This window comes from Blastococcus mobilis, from assembly GCF_900188025.1.
Taxonomy (GTDB): Bacteria; Actinomycetota; Actinomycetes; order Mycobacteriales; family Geodermatophilaceae; genus Blastococcus_B; species Blastococcus_B mobilis.
In genome coordinates, this window is the sequence record NZ_FZNO01000021.1 from 83,054 (window position 1) to 105,369 (window position 22,316).

Sequence of the window (22,316 nt, forward strand, 5' to 3'; positions counted from 1 at the left end):
AGCGCGGAGTGGCGCATTGAGAAGGATCGAGAGCGGGATCGTCCGGCCGGGGTGGGAGGCCGAGATCGAGGCCCAGGGTCTGGTCTACAACCGGACCCACCTGCCCGGTGGCGAGGTGCGCAGCTACTGGCGGGAGGGGCCGTTCTACGACTTCTCCATGGCCGAGATCCAACGCCTGGAGGGGGCCGTCTCCCAGCTGTTCGAGATGTGCGTGGCCGCCGGTGACCACATCGTCGAGAACGAGTTGTTCGACCGGATGCGCATCCCGCCGATCGCGCGCCCGCAGATCCGGCGTACCTGGGAGGCCGAGCCGCCGAGCATCTACGGCCGGTTCGACCTGCGTTACGACGGCGCGGGCCCGCCCAAACTCCTCGAGTTCAACGCCGACACCCCCACCGGACTGGTCGAGTCCGCCGTCACCCAGTGGAACTGGCACCTGTTCACCGGTCAGGGCAGCGACCAGTGGAACGCCCTGCACGACAAGCTGGTGGCCGCCTGGCAGCGCAACCTGCTGAAGTGGGAGCGCCGCACCGGCGTCCGCCCGCGCGTGCACCTGGCCTGGACCACCGAGGAGAAGTCCGGCGAGGACCGGATGACCGTCGCCTACCTGATGGACACCGTCGTCCAGGCCGGTTACGAGGCGATCGAGCTCGTCGTCGAGGACATCGTGCTCGACGACGGCGACGGCCGGTTCTACGACCCCCAGGGCCGCCATCTCGACGTCGTCTTCAAGCTCTACCCCTGGGAGTGGCTGGTCGAGGACGAGTTCGGGCCCGCCGTCCTGGCCGACGGGATGCGCCCCGGCGGGACGACGTGGGTCGAACCGGCCTACAAGATGCTGTGGAGCACCAAGGCGCTGCTGCCGATCCTCTGGCAGCTGTTCGGCAGCGACCCGGTCCTCGGGGACTACCTCCTGCCGGCCTACTTCGCCGACGAGATGCCGTCGTCCTGGCGGGACTACGTGCGCAAGCCGCTGTGGGGTCGGGAGGGTGCCAACGTGGCGATCGTCCGCGACGGCGCGGTCGCCACCGAGCTACCCGGCCGGTACGGGACCGAGGGCTTCGTGGTGCAGGAGCTGGCCCCGCTGCCGGACTTCCCGGGGGTGGACGGTCCGCACCACCCCGTGCTCGGTGCCTGGGTCGTCGACGGCGAGCCGGCCGGTCTCGGGATCCGCGAGAGCGACGGGCTGATCACCGACAACCTGAGCTACTTCGTTCCGCACGCCATCGACTACGTGCCTCCCCGGGCGAACGGGCGGGCGCCGTCCTAGGTTCGGCCCATGCCGCTGGAAGGTGAGTACGAGCCGAGTCCGCAGCAGTGGGTCCGCGACCAGGTCGAGCGCTACGAGGCGACGGGTGGGCGCGAGGCCAACACGCTGGGGGACACCGGCCTGCCGATCGCGATCTTCTGGACCCGTGGCGCCAGGAGCGGCAAGGTTCGCAAGCAGCCGCTGATGCGCGTCGAGCACCAGGGCGTCTACGCGATGGTCGGTTCCAAGGGAGGCGCACCGACCGACCCGGCCTGGGTGGCCAACCTCCGCGCCCACCCCGACCAGGTCACGGTGCAGGACGGGCCCGAGCCGTGGGACGGCGTCGCGCGCGAGATCAGCGGTGAGGAGAAGGCCGTGTGGTGGGAGCGGGCGGTCGCCGCCTATCCCCCGTATGCGGACTACCAGGCCAGGACCGAGCGGGAGATCCCCGTCTTCCTGGTGGAACGCGCGAGCTGACCGACGTCAACCCGCGGAGGGGTGCGCCAGTTCCTCGCGGATCCGTCGGGTGAGCGCCGCCGTGAGGTCGTCCTCGCCGCGGGCGCGCGCGCCGAGCAGCGCCCAGCCCAGGTCGGCCACGTGCCGCGCCTGGTGCAGCCAGGCCGCCGTGGCCGGGGCGGGGGAGAGCTCCGCGCGGGCGACCAGCGCGATGTCGCTGAGCGCGACCAGAGCGTCGTGCAGGTGCCGCTCGACGTCGGCACGGCCGGGTTCCGCCGTCAGGGCGAGGGCCGCGGCCGCCGTCGCCCGCACCGCGGCGGGCAGTCGCCGGCTCCCGCTGCGGCGGAACAGCGCCAGGCCGACCGCCAGCGCGACCACGATGCCGATGCCGGTCTCGCTCAGCCGCTCCACGACCAGCTCGCCGACCGACCGCTGGGGCAGCGCCATGTGGACGAGCGTGAGCACCAGAGGAGTGATGAGCGAGACGGCCATCCAGTAGCGGTGCGCGATGAGGAGCTCGACGGTCAGCTGCATCAGCCCGACCAGCAGGATCGACACGGCGACCGGCGGGTCGGCCCAGATGATCGCCCCGGCCAGGAGGACGCCGAGCACCGTGCCGAACGCCCGGTGCAGCGCCCTCGACCCGGCCTGCCGGGCATCGATGCCGGCCAGCACGGCCGCAGCCGAGGTGGCCGCCCAGTAGGTGTTGTGCAGCCCGACCGCGGCCGCGGCGAGACCGGCGGCGGCGACCCCGATGCCGGTGCGTGCCGCGGTGACCACCCACGGGCGGTGCCACCACCGCGGCGTGGGCGGCGGGACGGTCGGGTCCACGACCGCGGGACGTGGCAGGACGTCGGGGTCGGTCGGCAGGGCCTCGAAGAATCTCTGCTCGATCAGGCGAAGGCGGTCGCGCAGGTCCCCGTCGCGTCGGCCGGCGTCGGTCATGGCGGTATCCGCGAGCCGGACGTCACGGGCCACCACCACCGGCTGGACCGCGGTGCCCGCCACCAGGGCGCCGACCGCTCGTTCCGCCTGCTCCACGGCCCGCCGTTCGGGGCCGGTGCGGTCCCAGAGCCAGGGCAGCATGCAGCCGACCCAGGCCAGGGCGGCGGCCGCGCCGGCCGCGAGCGCGTGCTCGCCCGGCGCGGTGCCCAGAGCACTGGACCCGCCGCAGACGATGACGAACCCGGCCGGCCCGGGAGCACCGATGCGCCAGACAGCCGTCGCAACGGTCGCCACCGCGGCCAGGCCGCCGCAGACCAGGGCCAGGACGACGGGATGCGGTCCGGTCAGCGCGCCGAGCCACGCCGCGACGGTCATGGCCAGGGCGACGCCGGCGACGACGACGGCCCGGCGGCGGTAGGGGAGGGCGTGGCCGTAGATGGCGGTGAAGGCGCCCAAGGCTCCGGCAGCGCCGAGCCCGGGCTCTCCGGCGGACACCCCGACGATCAACGGCAGTACCGCACACGCCGCGGCGGTGACCCCGCGACGCCCCCCGCCCTGCCAGAGCGCCGAGGGCGTCGGCAGCGGCTGGCCGAGCAGATGGCGCCAGGCTCTGCGAGCGGGCGATGTCAGCGCGGGCACGGGTTCCATCGTCGTCCCGCAGGGCCTCCGTCGTCGGCACGAAGGGTGTGGTGCTCGCCTCCCGAGCCGACGTCGGCCTACGGGAGGGCGGCGGCGAGCGCGGGAAGCGCGGCCTCGACCCCGGCCGGGAAGACGGTGAACGGTGTCGCGGTGACCGTCCGCTTCGAGCCCCGCCCGGTGTAGCCCCACGTCCCGACGACGCGTCCGCCGCTGACCACGGTGGGGCGGAACATGCCGTTGCCCCCGGGGACGATCCGGTCGGCGAACTCGGGCGGAACCGCGCACGTGCGGTCGGCGTAACCGAGCACGAACTCGTCGAAGCCGGGCAGCAGCCGGACGCCGAGGGCCTCGTCGCGGTGTTCGGCCAGCAGGTCGGGAGTCTCCCGGGCGAGGAAGTACTCGACGCCGTCGGCCTCCAGACGGGCCAGGCCGTCCCGCGCAGCGGCCAGGGCGGCGCGCGCCTCGGTGACGCGGAGATCGACCCACCGGGCGAGGTCCTGGACCGTCGCCGGCCCGTGGCCGCGGAAGAACCGTTCGGCCAGCTCGCCGAGCGCCTCCTCTGTGCCCAGGCGCCGCGGCGAGCGGATCCACTCGTCCATGAGGACGAAGCGCTGCTCGCCGTCCTGGATCGGCCCGAGGCAGAGCGTGCAGGTCTGCGACAGGTACCAGAGCAGGTGGTAGCCGCGCTGGCCGGTGATCTCGACGCCGCCGTCGGTGAGCGCGGCGAGGATCTCCGCCCGCCGCAGTTGCCGCCCCCCGGCCAGCGCCTGGACGGCGAGCTCGCGGGCCTTCTCGATGTCGGCGTCGGTGATGCCGAGCCGGGTGCGGCGGGCGGGGGAGCCGGCGAGGACCCGGGGACCCAGCAGGTCGATCATCCAGGGAAGGTCCTCGGCGGCGGTGAGGTGCAGCGTGCCCCGCATGGGCCACGACCGGACGACGTCGCCGGTGTTCAGCGCTGATTCCACGTCGGTCCGCGTGCCGGGCTCCGATCGGAGGGCGACCGACAGGAGGGCGCCCGGCAGGTCCTGCGCCTGGACGGCGGTCAGCAGGCGGACCACCTCGGTCGCCGTCGCCGGGCGCGGGCCGGCCAGCCGCTGGGCCACCAGGCGCATCAGCGCAAGCTCCTGCTGGGACGTCATCCCGTCACCGTGGCAGGTGGGTGCGACAGACTCCAGCACGTGCGAGCAGAGGATTGGGATGAGCGGTACGCCGACCAGCAGCAGTGGTCGTCGGGACCGAACGCGCTGGTGGCGGAGCTCCTGGCAGGTCTGCCGCCCGGCGACGCCGTCGACCTCGGAGCAGGAGAGGGGCGGCACGCGCTCTGGCTGGCCGAGCGCGGCTGGCGGGTGACCGCGGTCGACTTCTCGGCCGTCGGGCTCCGACGCGGTGCTGCGCAGCCTGGTGGCGACCGGGTCAGCTGGGTGCCCGCAGACGTCACCACCTGGGCGGCGCCCCCGGCGAGCCTGGACCTGGTCGTCGTCGCCTACCTGCACCTGCCCGAGGCCGACACCGCCGCGGTCCTCACCCGGGCGGTCGGATGGCTCCGCCCCGGCGGCCGGCTGCTCGTGCTCGGTCACGACGTGGAGAACATCGCCTCGGGCGTGGGCGGGCCACAGGACCCGTCGATCCTCTACAGCGTCGACCGGCTGGCCCCCGTGGCGGGGCTGCTGGTGGTGGACCGGCTGGAACAGGTGCGCCGGGAGACGCCGGGGGGCACGGCGCTGGACACCCTGTTGTGGGGTCGCCGGACGGACTGACCCGACGGATCCGGCGGTAGCGTCCGTCCCATGATGGGGATGGGCGGTGCCGGCGGCTCCCGAGCTGAACGGCGCCGACGACTGGTCGCCTCGGTCGTCGTCTTCGTGATGGTCTTCGCGGTGGGCGCGACCCTTCTCTCGCTCGTTCTCGCCTGATGGCTGCCGGCATGTCCGCGGGCATCGAGGCGTGACCCCACGCGGCCGGCCCGAGGACGCGTGATCGGCCGCCTGAACCCTCGCCACGCCGACCCCGAACAGGATGGGGGACCTTCGTCCCTGGCCACGGAATCACCGGTAGGTCACGGTGTTGCGGCACACAGCGACCGCCCATCGGGTGGTCCTCGGGGGGAATCGTCCACTGCCGCTGAGAAGGCAGGCGTACGGAAGGACCGTCCATGGCGATGGCAGTCCCATCCACCGTCTCAGACCCGTCCGTGCGATCGGCCATCGCGCGGTTGTCGCGGGAGTTCCCGGACCTGGGACCCGACCCCATCGTCCTCGTCGTCCGTACCTGCCGTGAGGAACTCCGGGGCTCGCCCGACGGTGCGCTGCCCGAACTGGTCGAGCGCCTGGCCCGCCAGCGGCTGCGGGTCTCCCTGGACTGACACGGCCTCACCGACGCCGGCCTCACTGATGCGGCCTCGCCGGCACCGGCCGGGAAACGTGGTTGCCGGTGCCGGGAGGATGACCGGGTGGGCTACGTCGATGTGAGCGCTGTACGGCACACCCTCTCCGACGGCCGGGTGCTGCTGGACGACGTCTCTTTCCGCGTCGGCGAAGGTGCCCGTGCGGCCCTCGTCGGGGAGAACGGCGCAGGCAAGACGACGCTGCTGCGGATCATCGCCGGGGACCTGACGCCGGAGGCCGGGTCGATCGCGCGCACCGGCGGGCTCGGGGTGATGCGTCAGTTCATCGGCTCCGTCCGCGACGACACCACGGTGCAACGGATGCTGGTCGACCTCTCCCCGCCCGCCGTGCGCGAGGCCTGGGACGCCGTCGAGGCCACCGAGCTCGCGCTCATGGAGACCGACGACGAGCGCTCGCAGATGGCCTACGCCGACGCGCTCGCCCAGTGGGGGGACGCCGGTGGGTACGACGCCGAGGTCACCTGGGACACCGTCACCGTCGCGGCCCTCGGCGTGCCCTACGAGCGCTGCAAGTACCGCGAGCTGTCCACGCTGTCGGGCGGCGAGCAGAAGCGGCTCGCCCTCGAGGCGCTGCTGCGCGGGCCCGACGAGGTGCTGCTGCTCGACGAGCCGGACAACTACCTCGACGTGCCCGGCAAGCGGTGGCTGGAGGAGCGGCTGCTCGAGACCCGCAAGACCGTGCTGTTCGTCAGCCACGACCGTGAGCTGCTGGCCCGGGTCGCCGACCGGGTGGTCACGGTCGAAGGCGGGACGGCGTGGGTGCACGGAGGCGGCTTCGCCAGTTACCACGACGCCCGGACGGCGCGGCACGAACGGCTGGCCGAGCTGCGGCGGCGCTGGGACGAGGAGCACCAGCGGCTGATCGACCTGGTCCGCACGCTGCAGCAGCAGGCCGCCAACTCACCCGACATGGCCAACCGCTACCACGCGATGCAGACCCGGCTGGCGAAGTTCGAGGCGGCGGGGCCGCCCCCGGAGCGGCCGCCGGAGCAGAAGGTCGCGATGCGACTGCGCGGGGGGCGTACCGGCGTGCGGGCGGTCACGGCCGAGCAGCTGGAGCTGACCGGGCTGATGCAGCCGTTCGACCTGGAGATCTTCTACGGCGACCGGGTCGGCGTCCTGGGCGCCAACGGCGCGGGCAAGTCGCACTTCCTGCGGCTGCTGGCCGGCCAGACCGTGGCGCACACCGGCGACTGGCGGCTCGGCGCCCGCGTCGTCCCCGGCTTCTTCGCCCAGACCCACGCTCATCCGGAGTGGCAGGACCGGACGCCGGTGGACCTGCTGTGGCACGGCGAGCCCGGCCGTCCCGGTCTCGACCGGGGGCGCGCGATGGCGGCGCTGCGCCGCTACGGGCTCGCCGGAGCCGGGGAGCAGCCGTTCCGGACCATGTCGGGCGGCCAGCAGGCGCGGTTCCAGATCCTGCTGCTGGAGATGTCGGGCTCGACGCTGCTGCTCCTGGACGAGCCGACCGACAACCTCGACGTCCTCTCCGCCGAAGCACTGGAGGAGGCGCTCGCCGCGTTCGACGGCACCGTCCTCGCCGTCACCCATGACCGCTGGTTCGCCCGGTCCTTCGACCGGTTCGTGGTGTTCGGCGCCGACGGCCGGGTCTACGAGTCGGCGGAGCCGGTGTTCGACGAGACCCGGGTGCAGCGCGCCCGCTAGTACCGCGACCGGCAACGTCGGCCCGGTGGAGAGGATGCGGTCGACGCGCCCACGCTCGGGTGGCACCCCCGCGACGACAGCTGCCCTGACCCGCCTCGAGGAAGGGCGCATCAGGATGTTGCAAGGTGGGGCCATGCCCGTTGGTTATGCGCTCGTCATGGATCCCCCGCCGGTCGAGGACTACCTGCGCCTTCGCGCCGATGCCGGGCTGTCCCCGAAGACCGAGGAACAGGCGGTGGCGGGTCTGCCGGGTAGTTGGGCTGCGTGTCATGTCGTCCACGAGGTGACCGATCAGGTCGTGGGCATGGGCCGCGTGCTCGGTGATGGAGGCTGGTACTTCCACGTCGTCGACATGGCGGTACATCCCGGCCACCAACGTCGTGGCCTCGGAGACGCCATCCTGACGGCGCTGCTCGAGCGCATCCGGGTGTCCGCACCCGGCGGTGCCTACGTCAACCTGCTGGCAGACCCACCCGGTCGTCGGCTCTATGCGCGTCATGGCTTCGCTGAGACCGCACCGGGCTCGGTCGGGATGGCCCTGACGCTCGGTTAGCCCGCTCTCACCACGCCGATGAGGGTGGCGGGCAAGCGGGGTGTACCGACGGCCGTGAAGGGCGAATGTTCGCCGGTCGCGGGTCGCGGTACTGGGACCGCAACTGCCGACCTTGCCCTGAGCGGCCCACTCTGTGCAAGACGCTGGGTGGCCCTTTTCTAACTTCGACGGTCCATTGTCGGGTCAGGCCTTCAGCGCGACGGCGCGACTTGGCTCGACCCGGGACCCCCGCACGGTGTACTTGGCCGATGAGCCGAGGCAGATGCCGGCAGTCTTGGCGCTTAACTTGTTGCTCCTGTCGCGGGCGGCATGTTCCCAGTCGACCGCAAGCAGGACGCGCTCCGTGTCTGGGTTGATCGACGCCACGACTGCCGGATGCGACGAGTGCTCCGCAGGGTCGTATGCGATGACGGCATCACCTTCAGCAAGTGGGCCGTCAGCACGTCGTACTGTGGCCTTCACCTGGCCATCCTTGGTGACCGAGTTGAAATCCACCCTGACCCGCGTGCTCATCGCCGTCGCCTCCTGTCCGGGTCCGGGTTAGGGATCGGTGGATCGAAGCACTCGATCCACTCCCTGACCCGCGAGTATGTCACTGGTTCTTCGAAGTAGACGTGGTGGTGGCAGTAGGACTCACCCTCATTGGCCTCCTGCACGATCCGGAACCCGGCGCTCCGAAGGCGGCCGAGGGAGCTGACCTGGACCTGTCCGTGCATGACTGGACCGTCATGACACGCCTGGATCAACGCCTGCTCGACGCTGCGTTCAGCGTTCGGCTCAACGATGAAGATGGACAGGACCGGCCCATCCCCGTCTGCGATGTTGTCCTGGATCTGCTGCAGGAGACTGGTCGGATCCCGGTTGATGCCTCCACGGGCAACTGGACTGTCGTCGCTCAGCGACGTCTGCTGCATCAGAGGCCGAAGCCTGCGCGGAGATCCGGCAGCGCCTCCTCGGGCGCGGCTAGCCCTATGCGCTCGAACCGGCAGGAAAAGAAGCCGACTCGACGCACGGCAACGATGCCCATCACAGCCGGCCGGCTTGCGGGAACCGGCCAGAACAGCGCGTCGCCATCTGGCGCATCGAAAGTGGAGTTCGCAATGGTCACGTCTTCAAGGAGACCCAGTACAGCGGGACCAGTGATTACGCAGTTCTCGAAGGTGAGGTCTTCGAGCAGATCAGTCGTGACCGTCAGGTCAGAGATCCGGACGACCTGACTGCGGTACTCCCGCGTCCCGGGGTGCGGCGGTGTTGTCACCGACGCATCCTGGCATCTCTCCTTCCCCCCTCGCCTTCGCACGCTCTGAGCGGCCCCCTATGGGACACGCGCAAGGGGCACGTGCTTCCCGGCGATCCGCTCTTCATCTGTAGCGTCGTCCGGTGCCACGGCTGCCCGACAAGCCGAACCCTCCGCATCGGCTGGACCGCTACGCCTTTCGAGCAGGCGAGTTGCGAAGCCCCGATGGAACCGACACAGGGCACGTGCTCGTCCTCCCGGCGGTCTACTGGGCGCAGATCGGCGGCCACCTCTGGTGGCGGCGGTGGGGCGATCCGAAGACCACGGCGGACGTATGGGTGTCCGCCGCCGCTGTTGAGCACCCGTACCACCTCGGTTGGCTCCTGGACGACTGGCTCGACGAGATGCTGGACCTCTGGGACGCCGGCCAGGTCGTGGTCGGCAATGACCTTCTGTATGAGGTCCGCTGGCTGGACGACCACGACTCGAGGATCATCGCCCGTGAGGTCTTCGACACAGACCTTGATCAAGAACGTGCCACTCGCGCATAGAGGTTGCGGTTACGGCATCGGCTGGCATTCCTAGCCCACGCTTCGTTGTCCCTGAGGCCGCCTTCAGAGCGAAGGTTGCCTGACGCGGTACCAGCAATGACAGCGCCACCGGCCCTCCTCTGCGGGCGGACCGGCGGCGCCGTGATCGCGGAACTAGCGGATGGCGTAGCGCACGCGCTCGTCGTCGCAGCTCATGGTGGGCTCGATCGAGAGCTGCCCGCCTTCGATGGCGGCTGGCGGCGCGTCCATGCAGACCTGGAAGTGTCGGAGCCGCCGCTGTTCAGGGTGGGGGCGTCCATGGCGTCGTCCGGCAGGACCGCCGAGCACCCGATGATGCTGGTCCAGGCGTCAGCCGAAGGTGCGGCCCTCACCGCGGTAGGTCGGCAGCCTCCCGATCAGCTCGTCGTCGGCGAGGGTGTGCAGCTCGTTCACGTGCTCGCAGACCTCCCCGGCCTTGGCGTGCCGGAACCACACCCGGTCACCGATCCCCAGGTGCTCGGCCGCCGGGCCCCGCAGCGGCGTCTGCACCTCGCCGACGCCTTCCGCGGGCAGCCAGCGCAGGCCGGCCGGGTAGGTCGGCAGCGGCAGCCGGTCGGCACCGGGCGACCCCGATGCGATCCACCCGCCTCCGGCGACGGCCACGGTGTCGGGTGCCGGGATGCGGACCACCGGGGCGGCGAAGAAGGTGGCCGGCCGGCCGGTGAAGGCGCGGTAGCCGTCGAAGAGTGCCGGGTTGTAGAGCCCGGACCCGGCGGCGACCTCGGTCACCGCGGCCTCGGCGGCGGTGCGCTCCACGCTGCCGGTCCCGCCTCCGTTGACGAACTCGAGGTCGGCCACCTCCGAGACGGCGGCGACGACCGCTGCCCGTCGTCCGGCCAGCTCGCGACCCGCGATGCCCTGCATCCGGCGGACGACGAGGCCGCGGACCGGCCGGTGGGCCGGGGCGTCCTGCACTCCGGCGATCTGGGCCTCGTAGACCATGACGCCCACGACCAGGAACCCCGGCCGTCGCGCCACCTCCCGGGCCAGCGCCGCAGCTTCGGTGGGGGAGTGGACGGGGGAGCGCCGCACGCCGACGTGCACCCGGCCGCCCGCCGCGCGCAGCGAGGCGTCGACGTCGAGGCAGATCCGCAGCCGTGGCCGATGTACCGCCGGGACGACGGCGTCGATCAGGTCGAGCTGCGCCGGCGAGTCGACCATGAGGGTCACCCGGGCCGCCGCCTGCTCGTCCGCGGCGAGCCGGCGGAGCGCCGTCCGGTCGACCGTCGGGTAGCCGACGACGACGTCGGTGCTGGCCGGGTCGTCTCCGCCGGTAGGTCGGAGCAGAGGTCGCTCATCGCGGCGAGCGTGCGGTCGGGCCTCGACCGGGTCAAGATGATCAGCCCGTTGACCTGGGTCCGCTCGGCCTGCAGAGTGCGGGCGAGCGACGAGGGAGGGCTCTGTGACGCATGCTCCGGCACCGTCTGGCACCCGGACGCGCTGGCGGAACTGGGCCGGCAACCAACGGGCCACCGTCGAGGTCGTCCACCCTGCCTCCGCGGCCGAGGTCGCCGACCTCCTGGTCACCGCCGCGGCCGCCGGTCGCCGCGTGCGTCCCATCGGTAGTGGGCACTCCTTCTCGGCGATCGGCCGGCCGGAGGATCTGCAGCTCGCCTGCGGCCGGCTCGACGCGATCGGGCAGGTCACTCCCGACGGGCAGGTGACCGTCGGGGCGGGCACGACCCTGCACCGGATCAACGCCGAGCTCCTGCGGAGCGGCTGGTCGCTGACCAACCTCGGCGACATCGACCGGCAGGCCATCGCGGGCGCGCTGGCGACCGGCACGCACGGCACGGGAGCGCGCTTCGGCGGGCTGGCGACCCAGGTGCGCGCGCTGGAGCTGGTGACCGCGGCGGGAGAGGTGCTCCGCTGCGACGCCGACACCCACCCCGACGTCTTCTCCGCCGCCCGCGTCGGTCTCGGGGCCCTGGGCGTCGTCACCGCCGTGACCCTCCAGGCGGTGCCCGCGTTCGCCCTGCGCGCGGTGGAGGGTCCGGGGACGCTGACGGCTGCCATCGAGGGCTTCGAAGAGCTCATGACCTCGACCGACCACGTCGAGTTCTACTGGTTCCCGCACACCGACGCGACCCTTCTGAAGTGCAACACGAGAGTGCCGCTGGACCAGGGGCTCGCCCCGTTACCGCGCTGGCGGGCGGTCTGGGACGACGAGATCCTGGCCAACGGCGCCTTCGCGGGCGTCGTGGCCACCGGTCGCCGGGTCCCCGCCCTGATCCCGCCGTTGGCCCGCATGTCGGCGAAGTCGCTCGGGACCCGGTCCTGGACCGACCACGCGCACCGGGTGTTCGTCAGCCGGCGCCGGGTCCGGTTCCTCGAGATGGAGTACGCGGTTCCGCGGGCCGAGGCCCCGGCCGTCCTGGCGGAGCTGCGCCGGGTGCACGAGGCCGGCGACTGGCGTGCCGCGTTCCCCGTCGAGGTCCGGCTGGCCGCCGCCGACGACGCCCCGCTGTCCACGGCGTCCGCGCGGGACACCGCCTACATCGCGGCGCACGTTCCCGCGGGAACGGAGCCGGGGTCCTGGTTCGCCGCGCTGGAGGCGATCACCGGCGAGGTGGGTGGCCGGCCGCACTGGGGAAAGCTGCACGGGCTCGCCGCCGGGGCCCTCCGCGCCCGCTATCCACGGTTCGACGAGTTCGTCGCCGTCCGCGACCGGCTCGACCCCACCGGCGTCCTCGGCAACGCCTACCTCGACCGCGTGCTGGGACCGGTCGGCTCGACCGGCTCCTGAGCGCGGCTCATGCCAGCACGTGCGGACCCGCCCGTTGCATGGCTCCGTGATCGATCCGGTGGACGGAACGGTCAGCGCGGGGGCAATGTCCTGATCTGTCCGCGTTGATCACCGTCATGGCGCTCGCCTACCCGACTACGTCGTCCTCACCGGACCGGCTGCTGCGCTGGCGGGCGCGAGCCATGCCGCACCGAGGCGTGGCTCCGCTCAGATGCGGGGCCGGGGCGCCGGAGTCGGTCCGGCGCCCCGAGCCGGTCACGGCTTGAGCAGCACCTTGACGTGGCCTTGCTTCTTCTCCCGGAAGTTCATGTAGGCCTGCGTCGCTTCGGCGAGCGGCACGTGGTGGGTCGCGAAGGTGTCGACGCCGAGCGGGTCGTCGTCGGTGAGCAGCGGAAGGATGTCGGGCACCCAGCGCCACACGTTGGCCTGCCCCATGCGCAGCTGGATCTGCTTGTCGAACATCCGCATCAGCGGCAGCGGATCGGTGGCGCCCCCGTAGACCCCGGAGAGCGAGATCGTGCCGCCGCGGCGGACCGCCTCGATCGCGGTGTTGAGCGCGGCGAGCCGGTCGACGCCGGCCACCTGCATGACCTTCTCCATGACCGCGTCCGGCACGAGCGCCGTGGCCTTCTGGGCGAGCGTCGCCAGCGGTGAACCGTGGGCCTCCATGCCGACCGCGTCGATCACCGCGTCGGGACCGCGCCCAGAGGTGGCGTCCCGGACCGCCTGGACGACGTCGGCCTGTGCCGTCGAGTCGATCACCGTGACTCCGCGCGCGCGGGCCCGTTCGAGGCGCTCGGGCACGACGTCGGCGCCGAACACCGTGCCGGCCCCGCGGTGCAGGGCGATGCGCGCCGCCATGTCACCGATGGGGCCGAGGCCCAGGACGAGCACCGTGCCGCCCTGCGGGATGCCGGCGTACTGGACGGCCTGCCAGGCGGTCGGCAGGACGTCGGAGAGATAGACGAAGCGGTCGTCGGCGGGACCCTCGGGCACCTTGATCGGCAGGGTGTTGCCGAAGGGCACGCGGAGGTACTCCGCCTGCCCGCCGGGGACCTGGCCGTAGAGCTTGGTGTAGCCGAACAGGGAGGCGCCGAAGCCCTGCTCCCGGTTCTGCGTCGTCTCGCACTGGGACTGCAGGCCCTGGGAGCACATCCAGCAGGTGCCGCACGAGATGTTGAAGGGGACGACGACGCGGTCGCCCGGCTTGACCGCCGTCACCTCCGCGCCGACCTCCCGGACGATCCCCATCGGCTCGTGGCCCATGACGTCGCCCACGGTCATGAACGGCGCCATGACCTCGATGAGGTGGAGATCGGACCCGCAGATGCCGCTCGAGGTGATCTCAACGATGACGTCCGTGGGCTCCTGGATGATCGGGTCGGGGACCGTCTCCACCTGCACGTCGGCTCGGCCGTGCCAGGTCACTGCGCGCATCTCAGCTTCTCCCTCGATAGGGCCGTCGATCGGCCGTTTCAAGGGGCTTTTGCCCCGTGGTGACCTGGATCGCGCGACTTTCAACGAAACGCTGCGCGCCCGTAACTCTCCGTAGGTCAGTGCTCACGTTCCGAGGAACTACATCCGTGCATCTTTGTGGCCCGGGACACATAACTGCAGGTAGGTACCCCACCGACTGGGTCACGGAAACATCACGACGTGTTTACATGGGTCCCGCTCCTCTCCCCGGGAGTGCACGTGGAATGCCCGCCAACGGAAGTCAGGTGCATGAGTTCGCTCCACCAGGACCGCCTCCTCGTCGAGGGATCGGAACCCGCCACCGGGTCCGCTTCGACCCCTGGGACGGCCCGCGGAACGTCGCGGCGACCGGCTGAGAAGAAGGCGACCAGCACGGTCCCGACGCAGCGCCAGGGGACGGCGCAGCGCTCCGGGTCCACCCCGACCACCACCGAAGGCGCGGCCCCCGCGGCCGGGGCCCGACGCAGTGCCGGTGCCAAGGCAGCAGCCGCTGCGGGCGGCGCCGCCGGCACGCTTGCGTCGCGCGCCAAGGCCGCTACGAACGCGACCGCGAAGGTTGCCTCGGGCAAGGCAGCCACCGTCAGGGCGACAACGGCCAAGGCCGCCACCGCGAAGGTGGCGGCAGCGAAGGCGGTGCGAGGCAAGGCCGCGACGTCGAAGACTGTCGCCGCGAAGCCGGCCGCCGCCAAGCCGGCCGCCGCGAAGGCTTCGGCCGCAGACGCTCCGGCCGTGGAGTCGGCGGCCGTGGAGTCGGCGGTGGTGAAGGGCGCTTCCGACAAGAAGTCCGCGCCCGCTACGAAGGCGGCAGTTGCGAAGGCGCCGGTCGCCAAGACGACCCCGGCAAAGACTGCTGCTTCGGCTGTGAAGACGATGGCCGACACGACAGCCGACACGACGACGGCCGCCGCGGCCACGCCGACCGCTCAGGCCCCCACCGTCCGGCCGACGCCGTACAAGCGCACCCCGCCCCTCGCCGACGTCGTCGCGCCGGTGGCCGAGCCGGCGGCCGGCCCCCTCGATGTCGCGGTGGAGGCCCCGGTCGTCGTCGCCGCCGTCGCCGAGGGGCGGCTGCCCGGAGGTTTCCGCCGCCGTCCGCCGTCGATCCGGCGCCGCCCGGCGCTGTACCTGGCGGCCGCCCTCATCGGCGCGACGAGCCTCGGCGCCGTCACGACCGGCGAGCCCGCCGCCCGGGCCACCCAGACGATGAGCCACTCGGTCAGCGTGGCGCAGGAGCTCGGCATCCAGGCCACGCCGAAGCAGGCGATCACCGACACCCACGCCGCCGAGCTCCTCGGCGATCTGGCGGTCAGCCGCAATGCCCGCGACGCCGAGCAGGCCGCGGCCGCGAACATCCAGGCCGAGGCCGACCGGGTCGCCGCGGAGGCCGCCGCCGCGGCTGCCGCGGCTGCTGCGGAGGCCGCTCGCCCGAAGGCTGTCCGCCCCGTCGAGGGTGCCCGCCTCACCAGTGGCTTCGGTGCCCGCTGGGGCACGCTGCACGCCGGCATCGACCTCGCCGCGCCGATGCACACCCCCGAGTACGCGGTCATGGACGGTGTCGTGCTCGAAGCGGGTCCGGCCAGCGGCTACGGGCTCGCCGTCTACATCCAGCACGAGAACGGCGACGTCACCGTCTACGGCCACATGGACTCCATCCTGGTCGAGGCCGGTCAGGTCGTCCGTGCCGGCGACACGATCGCCCTCCTCGGCAACCGGGGGCAGTCCACCGGCCCGCACCTGCACTTCGAGGTGCACGTCGGCGGCCTCAACGGCGAGAAGATCGACCCGCTCCCGTGGCTCCGGGACAAGGGCGTCGAGATCTGACCTCGACCCCGTGACGCTCGACGCCCCCGCCGGACCGAACCGGTCGGGGGCGTCGGCGTTTGGGGCACACTGCGCGGGGGAGGCGCAGGCAGGGAGGCGGTCGATGGGGCACGGGCACACGCATGCGCCGGTGACCGCGGCGGGCGGTCACCGCCGGCGCCTGGTCGTCGTCCTCGGCCTGACCCTCGCCGTCATGGCTGCGGAGATCGTCGGCGGTCTGCTGTCGGGCTCCCTCGCGCTGATGGCCGACGCGGGCCACATGGCCACCGACGCGGCCGGGATCGCCCTGGCCCTGGCTGCGGTGACGCTGGCCCAGCGCCCGGCACGGGGCCGGCGCACCTTCGGCTGGCAGCGGGTGGAGATCCTCGCCGCCGTCGCCAACGGGCTGCTGCTCCTCGTCGTCGCCGGCTACGTCCTGGTCGAGGCGGTGCGCCGGATCGGGGAGCCGCCCGAGATCGGGTCCGGCCTCATGCTGGCCGTCGCCACGGTGGGGCTGGTGGTCAACCTCGGCTCCCTGGCGGTGCTGCACCGTGGGCGACGGCAGTCGCTGAACGTGCGCGGGGCCTACCTGGAGGTCCTCGCCGACGCGCTCGGCTCGGTCGCGGTGATCGTGGCGGCCCTGGTCATCCTCGTCACCGGATGGACGCCGGCGGACATCATCGCCTCGGCCGTGATCGGCTGCCTGGTCGTACCCCGTGCCTGGCACCTGCTCCGCGAGGCGCTCGACGTCCTGCTGGAGGCGGCACCCCGGGGTGTGGATCTCGCCGAGGTGCGCGCGCACATCCTCGGCGTCGACGGCGTCCTCGGCGTTCACGACCTGCACGCCTGGACCATCACCTCCGGGGTGCGGGTCCTCTCGGCCCACGTGGTCGTCACCGAGGAGGCGCTGGCCGCCGGGCACGGCGGTCGCGTGCTCGACTCGCTCTGCGAGTGCCTGGGTGAGCACTTCGACATGGAGCACTGCACGTTCCAGTTGGAGGCCGCTTCGCACGCCGGGCACGAGGCGCCGGTCCACGACTGAAGACGGCGTCCCTGCAGGGCCCGTCGCGAGCCTGCGAGTGGTGGGGGCAGGGAGGTCCTTGCTGCTCCGCGAGCTCGAGGGGGCCCCGGGAGGGGGCCGCCGCCGGGTCGCTGCGGGTGGGACAGTGGAGCGGACAGGTGCGGCAGCAGTCGAGGAGGACTCGGTGGACCACGGGCACCACTCGGGCATGTGGGTGCCCGGAGAGCCGCCGACGTGGGGGCGGATGTTCCTCCCGCACCTGGAGCCGTGGTCGGTGCTCGCCGTGCTCAGCGTGGTGGGCCTGCTGGTCTACCTCGCCGCCGTCGTGCGGCTGCGCCGGTCCGGGGTCGCGTGGCCGTGGTGGCGGACCCTGGCCTGGATCGCGGGGACCGGTTCGCTCTTCGCCGTCACCGGGACCTGGCTCAACGGGTACAGCATGGTGCTGTTCAGCGTCCACATGACGCAGCACATGGTGCTCTCGCTCATCACCCCGCTGCTCCTCCTGCTGGCGGCGCCGGTGACCCTCGCCCTGCGAACCCTGCCCCGGGGCCGCGGTGCCGCGGGCGCTCCCCGGGCGCTATTGCTGAACGCCCTGCACAGCCGGTTGGCGCGCTTCCTCGCGCACCCGCTGTTCTCGATCCCGCTGTTCATCGCGAGCCTCTACGGCGTCTACTTCACGCCGCTCTTCGACGCCCTCATGGCCAACCCCGCGGGGCACCAGCTGATGCTGGCCCACTTCGTCGTCACCGGGCTGCTGTTCTTCGGGCCGATCGTGGCGCAGGACCCGTGGCCGCGGACGTTGAGCCACCCGGGCCGGATGCTCGAGCTGTTCCTGCCCGTGCCGTTCCACGCCTTCTTCGGTGTCGCCGTCATGATGGCCGGCACGCTGGTCGTCGACACCTTCGCCCAGCCGCCGGCCGGGTGGGGCATCGACCCGCTCCGGGACCAGGGGGAGGCCGGCGGCATCGTGTGGGCCTTCGGCGAGCTGCCCACCGTCCTCGTGCTCGCCATCGTCTTCTTCTCGTGGGCCGGCTCCGACGAGCGGCGCGCCAAGGCGCTCGACCGGGCCGCCGATCGCAGCGGCGACGCCGAGCTCGAGGCGTACAACGCGCGCCTGAGAGCCATGGCCGAGCAGCGGCGGGCCTGACCGATCGCGCGGAGCGCTATCCGGCGTGCACCACCAGCTCGTCGGGCAGGTCCTCCTTGGTGGCCTTGATGAGCACCGCGGAGACCAGGGCGCCGAGCACCAGCAGCGCCGCAGCCCAGGTGAACGCCGTCGTGTAGCCCTCGACCTGCGCCGTCAGGCCGACGATGGGGTCCTGCGGGTTCGCGCCCGAGGAGAGCGCGTCGGCGGTGTAGGTGCTGATGGCGGCCACCGACAGCGAGGCCAGGACGGCCGTACCGATCGACGCGCCCACCTGCTGCGTGGCGTTCAGCATCGCGCTGGCCGCACCGGCGTCGTGCTGCCCGGCACCGACGAGCGCCAGGTTCGACAAGGGCACGAAGGTGAACCCGAGGCCGAGCCCCAGCAGCAGCTGGCCCGGGAACGGCAGCTCCCAGAACCCGGTGTCGAGCCCGACGAAGGACAGCGTGAAGAGGCCGGCGGCGGCCAGCAGCCCACCGAGGACCATGAGCGGCTTCGGCCCGATCCGCGGTACCAGCGCGCTGGCCGCGCCGGCCGAGATGAAGACGCCCAGGGTGGTCGGCAGCGACGCCAGGCCCGCCATGACGGGCTCGTAACCCAGTACCTGCTGGAAGTACAGGCTCAGGAAGAAGAACGCCCCGATGAGCCCGGCTCCCACCAGCGTCGACGTCAGGTAGGCGCCGCCGCGGTTGCGATCGAGGACGATCCGCATGGGCAGCAGGGGGTTGCCGGTCCGCAGCTCCAGGACGACGAAGAGGGCCACCAGCACCAGCCCGACGACGATGAACAGCCACGCGGGGCCGTCGGACCAGCCGCTGTCCGGCGTCACGAGGGTGGGTGCGCCCTGCGCCGCCGCTTCGGCGTTGGCCGCGGCGGCCTCCGCCGCGTTGGTCTGCGAGGCCTCGGCGACGCGGGTGAAGCCGTAGACGATGGAGGCGAGTCCGAGGGTGACCAGGACCGCGCCGGGGATGTCGTAGCTGGTGTCACCGGGCGCCTTGCTCTCCGGGACGATGGGGACGGCGAGCACGATGGCGAGCAGCGCGACCGGCAGGTTCACCCAGAAGCACCAGCGCCAGTCGGCGTACTCGGTGAGCACGCCGCCCAGCAGCAGGCCGACGGCCGAGCCGCCACCGGCGATGGCGCCGTAGACGCCGAAGGCCTTGGCCCGCTCCCTGGGGTCGGTGAACAACACGGTCAGCAGCGCCAGCGAGGCCGGGGCCAGCAGCGCGCCGAACACACCCTGCAGCGCGCGGGCGGCGAAGAGCATGGCCTCGTTCTGGGCGACGCCGCCGAGCGCCGAGGCCACGGCGAAGCCGGCAGCGCCGACCAGGTACGTGCGCTTGCGGCCCCAGAAGTCGGCGATGCGACCGCCCAGGAGGAGGAAGCCGCCGAAGGTGAGGGTGTAGGCGGTGACGATCCACTGCTGGGACGCCGCGCTGATGCCCAGGTCCGCGGTGACGGCGGGCAGCGCGATGTTGACGATCGTCGCGTCCAGGATCACCAGCAGGACGGTCATGGCGATGACCCCGAGCGCCAGCCAGCGCTTCTCGTACGGCTCGTCGGCGCCGGGCGCCGCGACGGCGGCCGAGGTCGTGGGACGGGGTGCGGTCACGGAGGGTTCCTCAGGGTCGTGCGGATGGGCCGGGTCGCCGGCCGAGGGGAAGCTATCGGCCTGCGATCATGTCGTCGTGCCTGTTTCGCTGGTGTTGACCTCGGACACGCACGTTCCGAAGCGGTCGCGTGACCTACCTCATTCCCTGTGGACGGCGATTTCCGGGGCCGACGTCGTCGTCCACGCCGGGGACTGGGTCGACGCCGCCCTGCTCGACCAGTTCGAGGCCCGCTCCCGGCGGCTCCTGGCGGTGTACGGCAACAACGACCACGGAACGCTCCGCGAGCGGCTGCCCGAGATCGCCCGCGCGGAGATCGAGGGCATCCGCTTCGCCGTCGTCCACGAGACCGGGGACGCGGAAGGCCGCGAGCTGCGCTGCGCGGCCCGGTTCCCCGACGCCGACGTCCTCGTGTTCGGGCACAGCCACATCCCGTGGGACACCACCGCGCCGTCGGGGCTGCGGTTGCTCAACCCGGGCTCGCCCACCGACCGGCGCCGGCAGCCGCACGGCACCTACGTCACGGCCGTTGCCGACGACGGGCAGTTGCGCGACGTCACCTTCCACGTCGTCCCACCCCGGTCGTGAGCGGGCGCATCCCGCTCGACGATCGGGCCGTCGCACTCCTCGCCTGCCCGGTGTGCCGCAGCGCCCTGGCCGTGGTGCCGGGCGGGACGGGCCTGCGCTGCGAGGTGGGTCATCTGTTCGACCGGGCGCGCCACGGCCACGTCACCCTGCTGGCGCCGGCCCACCGTCCGCCCTCGGGCGACTCGGCCGAGATGGTCGCGGACCGGGTCGCCTTCCTCGGGTCGGGCCACTACGCCGGGATCACCGCCGCCCTTGCCGACGCCGTCCTGGCCGACGGGCCCCCGGCGGCGCTGCTGGACCTCGGCGGCGGAACCGGGCACCACCTGGCCGGCGTCCTGGACCGGGCGCCGGAGGCGGTGGGCGTGGTCCTCGACTCGTCGCCCTACGCCGCCCGCCGGGCGGCCCGTGCGCACACGCGAGCGGTGGCGGTCGTCGCGGACAGCTGGGCGCGACTGCCGGTGCGGGACGACGCCGTCGACCGGGTGCTGGTCGTGTTCGCCCCACGCAACGGCCCGGAGATCGCGCGCGTCCTGCGTCCGGACGGCCGGCTGCTCGTGGTGACACCGGCCGCCGACCACCTGGCCGAGCTCGTCGGACCCCTGGAGCTGTTGCGCGTGGACCCGGACAAGTCGGCCCGCCTGGCCGCCACGCTGGAACCTCAGCTCACCCGCGTGCGGAGCACGACCTACCGCCGGCGGCTCACCCTGTCGCGTCCGGCCGCGACGAGCCTGGTCGGCATGGGTCCGCACGCCAGGCACACGACCCCTGCGGCGATCGGGGCGAAGCTCGCCGCGCTACCCGATCCGCTCGTGGTCACCGTCTCGGTCGACGTGACCACCTACCGGCCGGCCAGCTGAGAGCGATGGACCCGTGCGGATGGCTCAACGGGTGACCGACCGGCGGCCGCGACCCGCCACGGCGACGTAGACCCCCAGGACGAGGATCGCGCCCAGGATGGAGGCCCACCATCCGCCGAGGTCGAACTCCAGCTCTCCGCGGAGGAGCAGGCCGGCGAGCAGGTTGCCGACGACGGAGCCGATCAGACCCAGGACGATCGTGGCGACGAGGCCGAGGTCCTGCTTGCCCGGGATGACCGCCCGGGCGATGAGGCCTGCGACGAGGCCGATGACGAGCGCGAGAACGATGCCACCGACGGACATGGATGGACCTCCGGGCAGGGGTCCGCGGACACGGACCTGCGCCGGGATCTCCGGGCGCGGGGGACGGGGTGCCCCCGCCCGCATGATCGGAAACCGGCCGGAGATCACCGTCAGGTGACGACCGCGAGCGTCTCGCCGGAGCGAGCGCGGATGCGCGGAGGGTCACCGGCGCGCCTCGCTCGTCGGTCGGAGGTGCCGCGCGGGCACCGTCTAAGCTGCGCTCCGTGACGATTGCACCGGCGCCCATCGTGAGTCGGCCGAGTCCGGTCCACGTGGCGGAGAAGGGTTCGCGGCTGTCCAACCTGCTGCGGACGACCGACCACAAGACCATCGGCCTGATGTACATGGTCACCTCGTTCGCCTTCTTCGTGGCGGGCGGGCTGATGGCCCTCCTCATGCGTGGGGAGCTGGCCCGGCCGGACCTGCAGTTCCTGTCGCCGGAGCAGTACAACCAGCTGGTCACCATGCACGGCACGGTCATGCTGCTGATGTTCGCGACGCCGCTGTTCTTCGCCTTCGCGAACCTCATCATGCCGCTGCAGATCGGCGCTCCTGACGTCGCCTTTCCGCGGCTGAACGCGTTCTCCTACTGGCTGTTCCTCTTCGGCAGCCTGATCGCGGTGTCGGGCTTCCTGACCCCGGGCGGCGCCGCGGACTTCGGCTGGTACGCCTACGCACCCCTCTCCAACGGCGTGCACTCGCCGGGTGCCGGCGCGAACCTCTGGTTCGCCGGCCTGGCCGTCAGCGGCCTGGGCACCATCCTCGGTGGCGTCAACTTCATCACCACGATCGTCTGCCTGCGGGCCCCGGGCATGACGCTGTTCCGGATGCCGATCTTCACCTGGAACGCGCTCGTCACCAGCGTGCTGATCCTGCTGGCGTTCCCGATCCTGACCGCCGCCATCTTCGGCATGCTGGCCGACCGCCAGCTCGGTGCGCTCATCTACTCGGATGAGAACGGCGGGCCGATGCTGTGGCAGCACCTGTTCTGGTTCTTCGGCCACCCCGAGGTCTACATCATCGCGCTGCCCTT

The 22,316-nt window shown here is 72.3% G+C and carries 25 protein-coding genes; 15 read left to right on the forward strand and 10 right to left on the reverse strand.

Annotated features, from left to right (window positions below; genetic code table 11):
* Positions 1 to 16: 16 nt before the first annotated feature.
* Both CHB94_RS17785 and CHB94_RS17790 read left to right on the forward strand, forming a co-directional pair.
* Complete coding sequence (locus CHB94_RS17785; protein WP_176445619.1) at positions 17 to 1,270, forward strand: glutathionylspermidine synthase family protein; 1,254 nt, start codon at positions 17 to 19, stop codon at positions 1,268 to 1,270.
* A 9-nt stretch (positions 1,271 to 1,279) separates the two neighbouring features.
* A complete protein-coding gene (locus CHB94_RS17790; protein ID WP_089337882.1) occupies positions 1,280 to 1,726 on the forward strand; it encodes a nitroreductase family deazaflavin-dependent oxidoreductase in 447 nt (148 codons plus the stop codon).
* 6 nt (positions 1,727 to 1,732) lie between these two features.
* On the opposite strand, the gene CHB94_RS17795 is transcribed toward CHB94_RS17790, so the two are convergent.
* Both CHB94_RS17795 and CHB94_RS17800 read right to left on the reverse strand, forming a co-directional pair.
* Positions 1,733 to 3,289 carry an FUSC family protein gene (locus CHB94_RS17795; RefSeq protein WP_141137542.1) on the reverse strand — a complete coding sequence of 519 codons (1,557 nt, stop codon included), beginning with the start codon at positions 3,287 to 3,289 and terminating at the stop codon, positions 1,733 to 1,735.
* Positions 3,290 to 3,366: 77 nt separating this feature from the next.
* Positions 3,367 to 4,428: a winged helix DNA-binding domain-containing protein gene (locus CHB94_RS17800; protein ID WP_089337884.1), complete on the reverse strand. Its 1,062-nt coding sequence runs from the start codon at positions 4,426 to 4,428 to the stop codon at positions 3,367 to 3,369.
* Positions 4,429 to 4,467: 39 nt separating this feature from the next.
* Between CHB94_RS17800 and CHB94_RS17805 the strand changes: the two genes are divergently transcribed.
* From CHB94_RS17805 to CHB94_RS17820, 5 genes are all read left to right on the forward strand, one after another.
* Positions 4,468 to 5,046: a class I SAM-dependent methyltransferase gene (locus CHB94_RS17805; protein ID WP_089337885.1), complete on the forward strand. Its 579-nt coding sequence runs from the start codon at positions 4,468 to 4,470 to the stop codon at positions 5,044 to 5,046.
* A gap of 30 nt (positions 5,047 to 5,076) precedes the next feature.
* A complete protein-coding gene (locus CHB94_RS26295; protein WP_254920736.1) occupies positions 5,077 to 5,202 on the forward strand; it encodes a hypothetical protein in 126 nt (41 codons plus the stop codon).
* A 278-nt stretch (positions 5,203 to 5,480) separates the two neighbouring features.
* Entirely contained in the window at positions 5,481 to 5,651 is a 171-nt protein-coding gene (locus CHB94_RS25310; RefSeq protein ID WP_176445620.1) for a three-helix bundle dimerization domain-containing protein, read from the forward strand.
* A gap of 87 nt (positions 5,652 to 5,738) precedes the next feature.
* Positions 5,739 to 7,358, forward strand: coding sequence for an ABC-F family ATP-binding cassette domain-containing protein (locus CHB94_RS17815; RefSeq protein WP_089337887.1), 1,620 nt, complete (start codon positions 5,739 to 5,741; stop codon positions 7,356 to 7,358).
* A gap of 133 nt (positions 7,359 to 7,491) precedes the next feature.
* Positions 7,492 to 7,911, forward strand: coding sequence for a GNAT family N-acetyltransferase (locus CHB94_RS17820; RefSeq protein ID WP_089337888.1), 420 nt, complete (start codon positions 7,492 to 7,494; stop codon positions 7,909 to 7,911).
* A 183-nt stretch (positions 7,912 to 8,094) separates the two neighbouring features.
* Here CHB94_RS17820 and CHB94_RS17825 read toward each other — a convergent pair whose 3' ends face one another.
* From CHB94_RS17825 to CHB94_RS17835, 3 genes are read right to left on the reverse strand one after another with little or no spacing between them, the layout of a single operon-like run.
* Positions 8,095 to 8,424 (reverse strand): hypothetical protein, encoded by a 330-nt coding sequence (locus CHB94_RS17825; protein ID WP_089337889.1) that lies wholly within the window; start codon positions 8,422 to 8,424, stop codon positions 8,095 to 8,097.
* On the reverse strand, positions 8,421 to 8,825 hold the full coding sequence (locus tag CHB94_RS17830; protein ID WP_089337890.1) for a hypothetical protein: 405 nt from the start codon (positions 8,823 to 8,825) through the stop codon (positions 8,421 to 8,423). The genes CHB94_RS17825 and CHB94_RS17830 overlap by 4 nt, the downstream gene beginning before the upstream one ends.
* Complete coding sequence (locus CHB94_RS17835) at positions 8,825 to 9,169, reverse strand: hypothetical protein (protein ID WP_089337891.1); 345 nt, start codon at positions 9,167 to 9,169, stop codon at positions 8,825 to 8,827. The genes CHB94_RS17830 and CHB94_RS17835 overlap by 1 nt, the downstream gene beginning before the upstream one ends.
* Positions 9,170 to 9,393: 224 nt before the next feature.
* Between CHB94_RS17835 and CHB94_RS17840 the strand changes: the two genes are divergently transcribed.
* The gene (locus CHB94_RS17840; protein ID WP_089337892.1) at positions 9,394 to 9,699 is read left to right on the forward strand and encodes a hypothetical protein; all 306 of its coding nucleotides are present in this window, start codon (positions 9,394 to 9,396) and stop codon (positions 9,697 to 9,699) included.
* 348 nt (positions 9,700 to 10,047) lie between these two features.
* On the opposite strand, the gene CHB94_RS17845 is transcribed toward CHB94_RS17840, so the two are convergent.
* Positions 10,048 to 10,899, reverse strand: a complete 852-nt coding sequence (locus CHB94_RS17845) for a type III PLP-dependent enzyme domain-containing protein (protein ID WP_217899366.1) — start codon at positions 10,897 to 10,899, stop codon at positions 10,048 to 10,050.
* Between the two features lie 241 nt (positions 10,900 to 11,140).
* Between CHB94_RS17845 and CHB94_RS17850 the strand changes: the two genes are divergently transcribed.
* The gene (locus CHB94_RS17850; RefSeq protein ID WP_089337893.1) at positions 11,141 to 12,484 is read left to right on the forward strand and encodes a D-arabinono-1,4-lactone oxidase; all 1,344 of its coding nucleotides are present in this window, start codon (positions 11,141 to 11,143) and stop codon (positions 12,482 to 12,484) included.
* Positions 12,485 to 12,739: 255 nt separating this feature from the next.
* Here CHB94_RS17850 and CHB94_RS17855 read toward each other — a convergent pair whose 3' ends face one another.
* Both CHB94_RS17855 and CHB94_RS17860 read right to left on the reverse strand, forming a co-directional pair.
* Positions 12,740 to 13,921, reverse strand: a complete 1,182-nt coding sequence (locus CHB94_RS17855) for a zinc-dependent alcohol dehydrogenase (protein WP_089337894.1) — start codon at positions 13,919 to 13,921, stop codon at positions 12,740 to 12,742.
* Between the two features lie 212 nt (positions 13,922 to 14,133).
* Entirely contained in the window at positions 14,134 to 14,841 is a 708-nt protein-coding gene (locus tag CHB94_RS17860; RefSeq protein ID WP_089337895.1) for a hypothetical protein, read from the reverse strand.
* Between CHB94_RS17860 and CHB94_RS17865 the strand changes: the two genes are divergently transcribed.
* The 3 genes from CHB94_RS17865 (at position 14,831) to CHB94_RS17875 (ending at position 17,928) form a co-directional block, all read left to right on the forward strand.
* The gene (locus CHB94_RS17865; RefSeq protein ID WP_089337896.1) at positions 14,831 to 15,781 is read left to right on the forward strand and encodes a M23 family metallopeptidase; all 951 of its coding nucleotides are present in this window, start codon (positions 14,831 to 14,833) and stop codon (positions 15,779 to 15,781) included. The two genes, CHB94_RS17860 and CHB94_RS17865, sit on opposite strands and share 11 nt — an antisense overlap.
* Positions 15,782 to 15,884: 103 nt before the next feature.
* Entirely contained in the window at positions 15,885 to 16,802 is a 918-nt protein-coding gene (locus tag CHB94_RS17870) for a cation diffusion facilitator family transporter (protein WP_089337897.1), read from the forward strand.
* 163 nt (positions 16,803 to 16,965) lie between these two features.
* The gene (locus CHB94_RS17875; RefSeq protein ID WP_254920737.1) at positions 16,966 to 17,928 is read left to right on the forward strand and encodes a cytochrome c oxidase assembly protein; all 963 of its coding nucleotides are present in this window, start codon (positions 16,966 to 16,968) and stop codon (positions 17,926 to 17,928) included.
* A 16-nt stretch (positions 17,929 to 17,944) separates the two neighbouring features.
* Here CHB94_RS17875 and CHB94_RS17880 read toward each other — a convergent pair whose 3' ends face one another.
* Positions 17,945 to 19,537, reverse strand: coding sequence for an MFS transporter (locus tag CHB94_RS17880; RefSeq protein ID WP_254920738.1), 1,593 nt, complete (start codon positions 19,535 to 19,537; stop codon positions 17,945 to 17,947).
* A gap of 76 nt (positions 19,538 to 19,613) precedes the next feature.
* On the opposite strand from CHB94_RS17880, the gene CHB94_RS17885 reads away from it, so the two are divergent.
* Together CHB94_RS17885 and CHB94_RS17890 are read left to right on the forward strand one after the other, a co-directional pair.
* Positions 19,614 to 20,123 (forward strand): metallophosphoesterase family protein, encoded by a 510-nt coding sequence (locus CHB94_RS17885; protein ID WP_089337924.1) that lies wholly within the window; start codon positions 19,614 to 19,616, stop codon positions 20,121 to 20,123.
* Positions 20,120 to 20,980: a putative RNA methyltransferase gene (locus CHB94_RS17890; protein ID WP_089337898.1), complete on the forward strand. Its 861-nt coding sequence runs from the start codon at positions 20,120 to 20,122 to the stop codon at positions 20,978 to 20,980. The genes CHB94_RS17885 and CHB94_RS17890 overlap by 4 nt, the downstream gene beginning before the upstream one ends.
* Positions 20,981 to 21,004: 24 nt before the next feature.
* On the opposite strand, the gene CHB94_RS17895 is transcribed toward CHB94_RS17890, so the two are convergent.
* Positions 21,005 to 21,283 carry a GlsB/YeaQ/YmgE family stress response membrane protein gene (locus CHB94_RS17895; RefSeq protein WP_089337899.1) on the reverse strand — a complete coding sequence of 93 codons (279 nt, stop codon included), beginning with the start codon at positions 21,281 to 21,283 and terminating at the stop codon, positions 21,005 to 21,007.
* A gap of 224 nt (positions 21,284 to 21,507) precedes the next feature.
* On the opposite strand from CHB94_RS17895, the gene CHB94_RS17900 reads away from it, so the two are divergent.
* On the forward strand, positions 21,508 to 22,316 hold an 809-nt coding region (locus tag CHB94_RS17900), incomplete at its 3' end, for a cytochrome c oxidase subunit I (protein ID WP_176445621.1).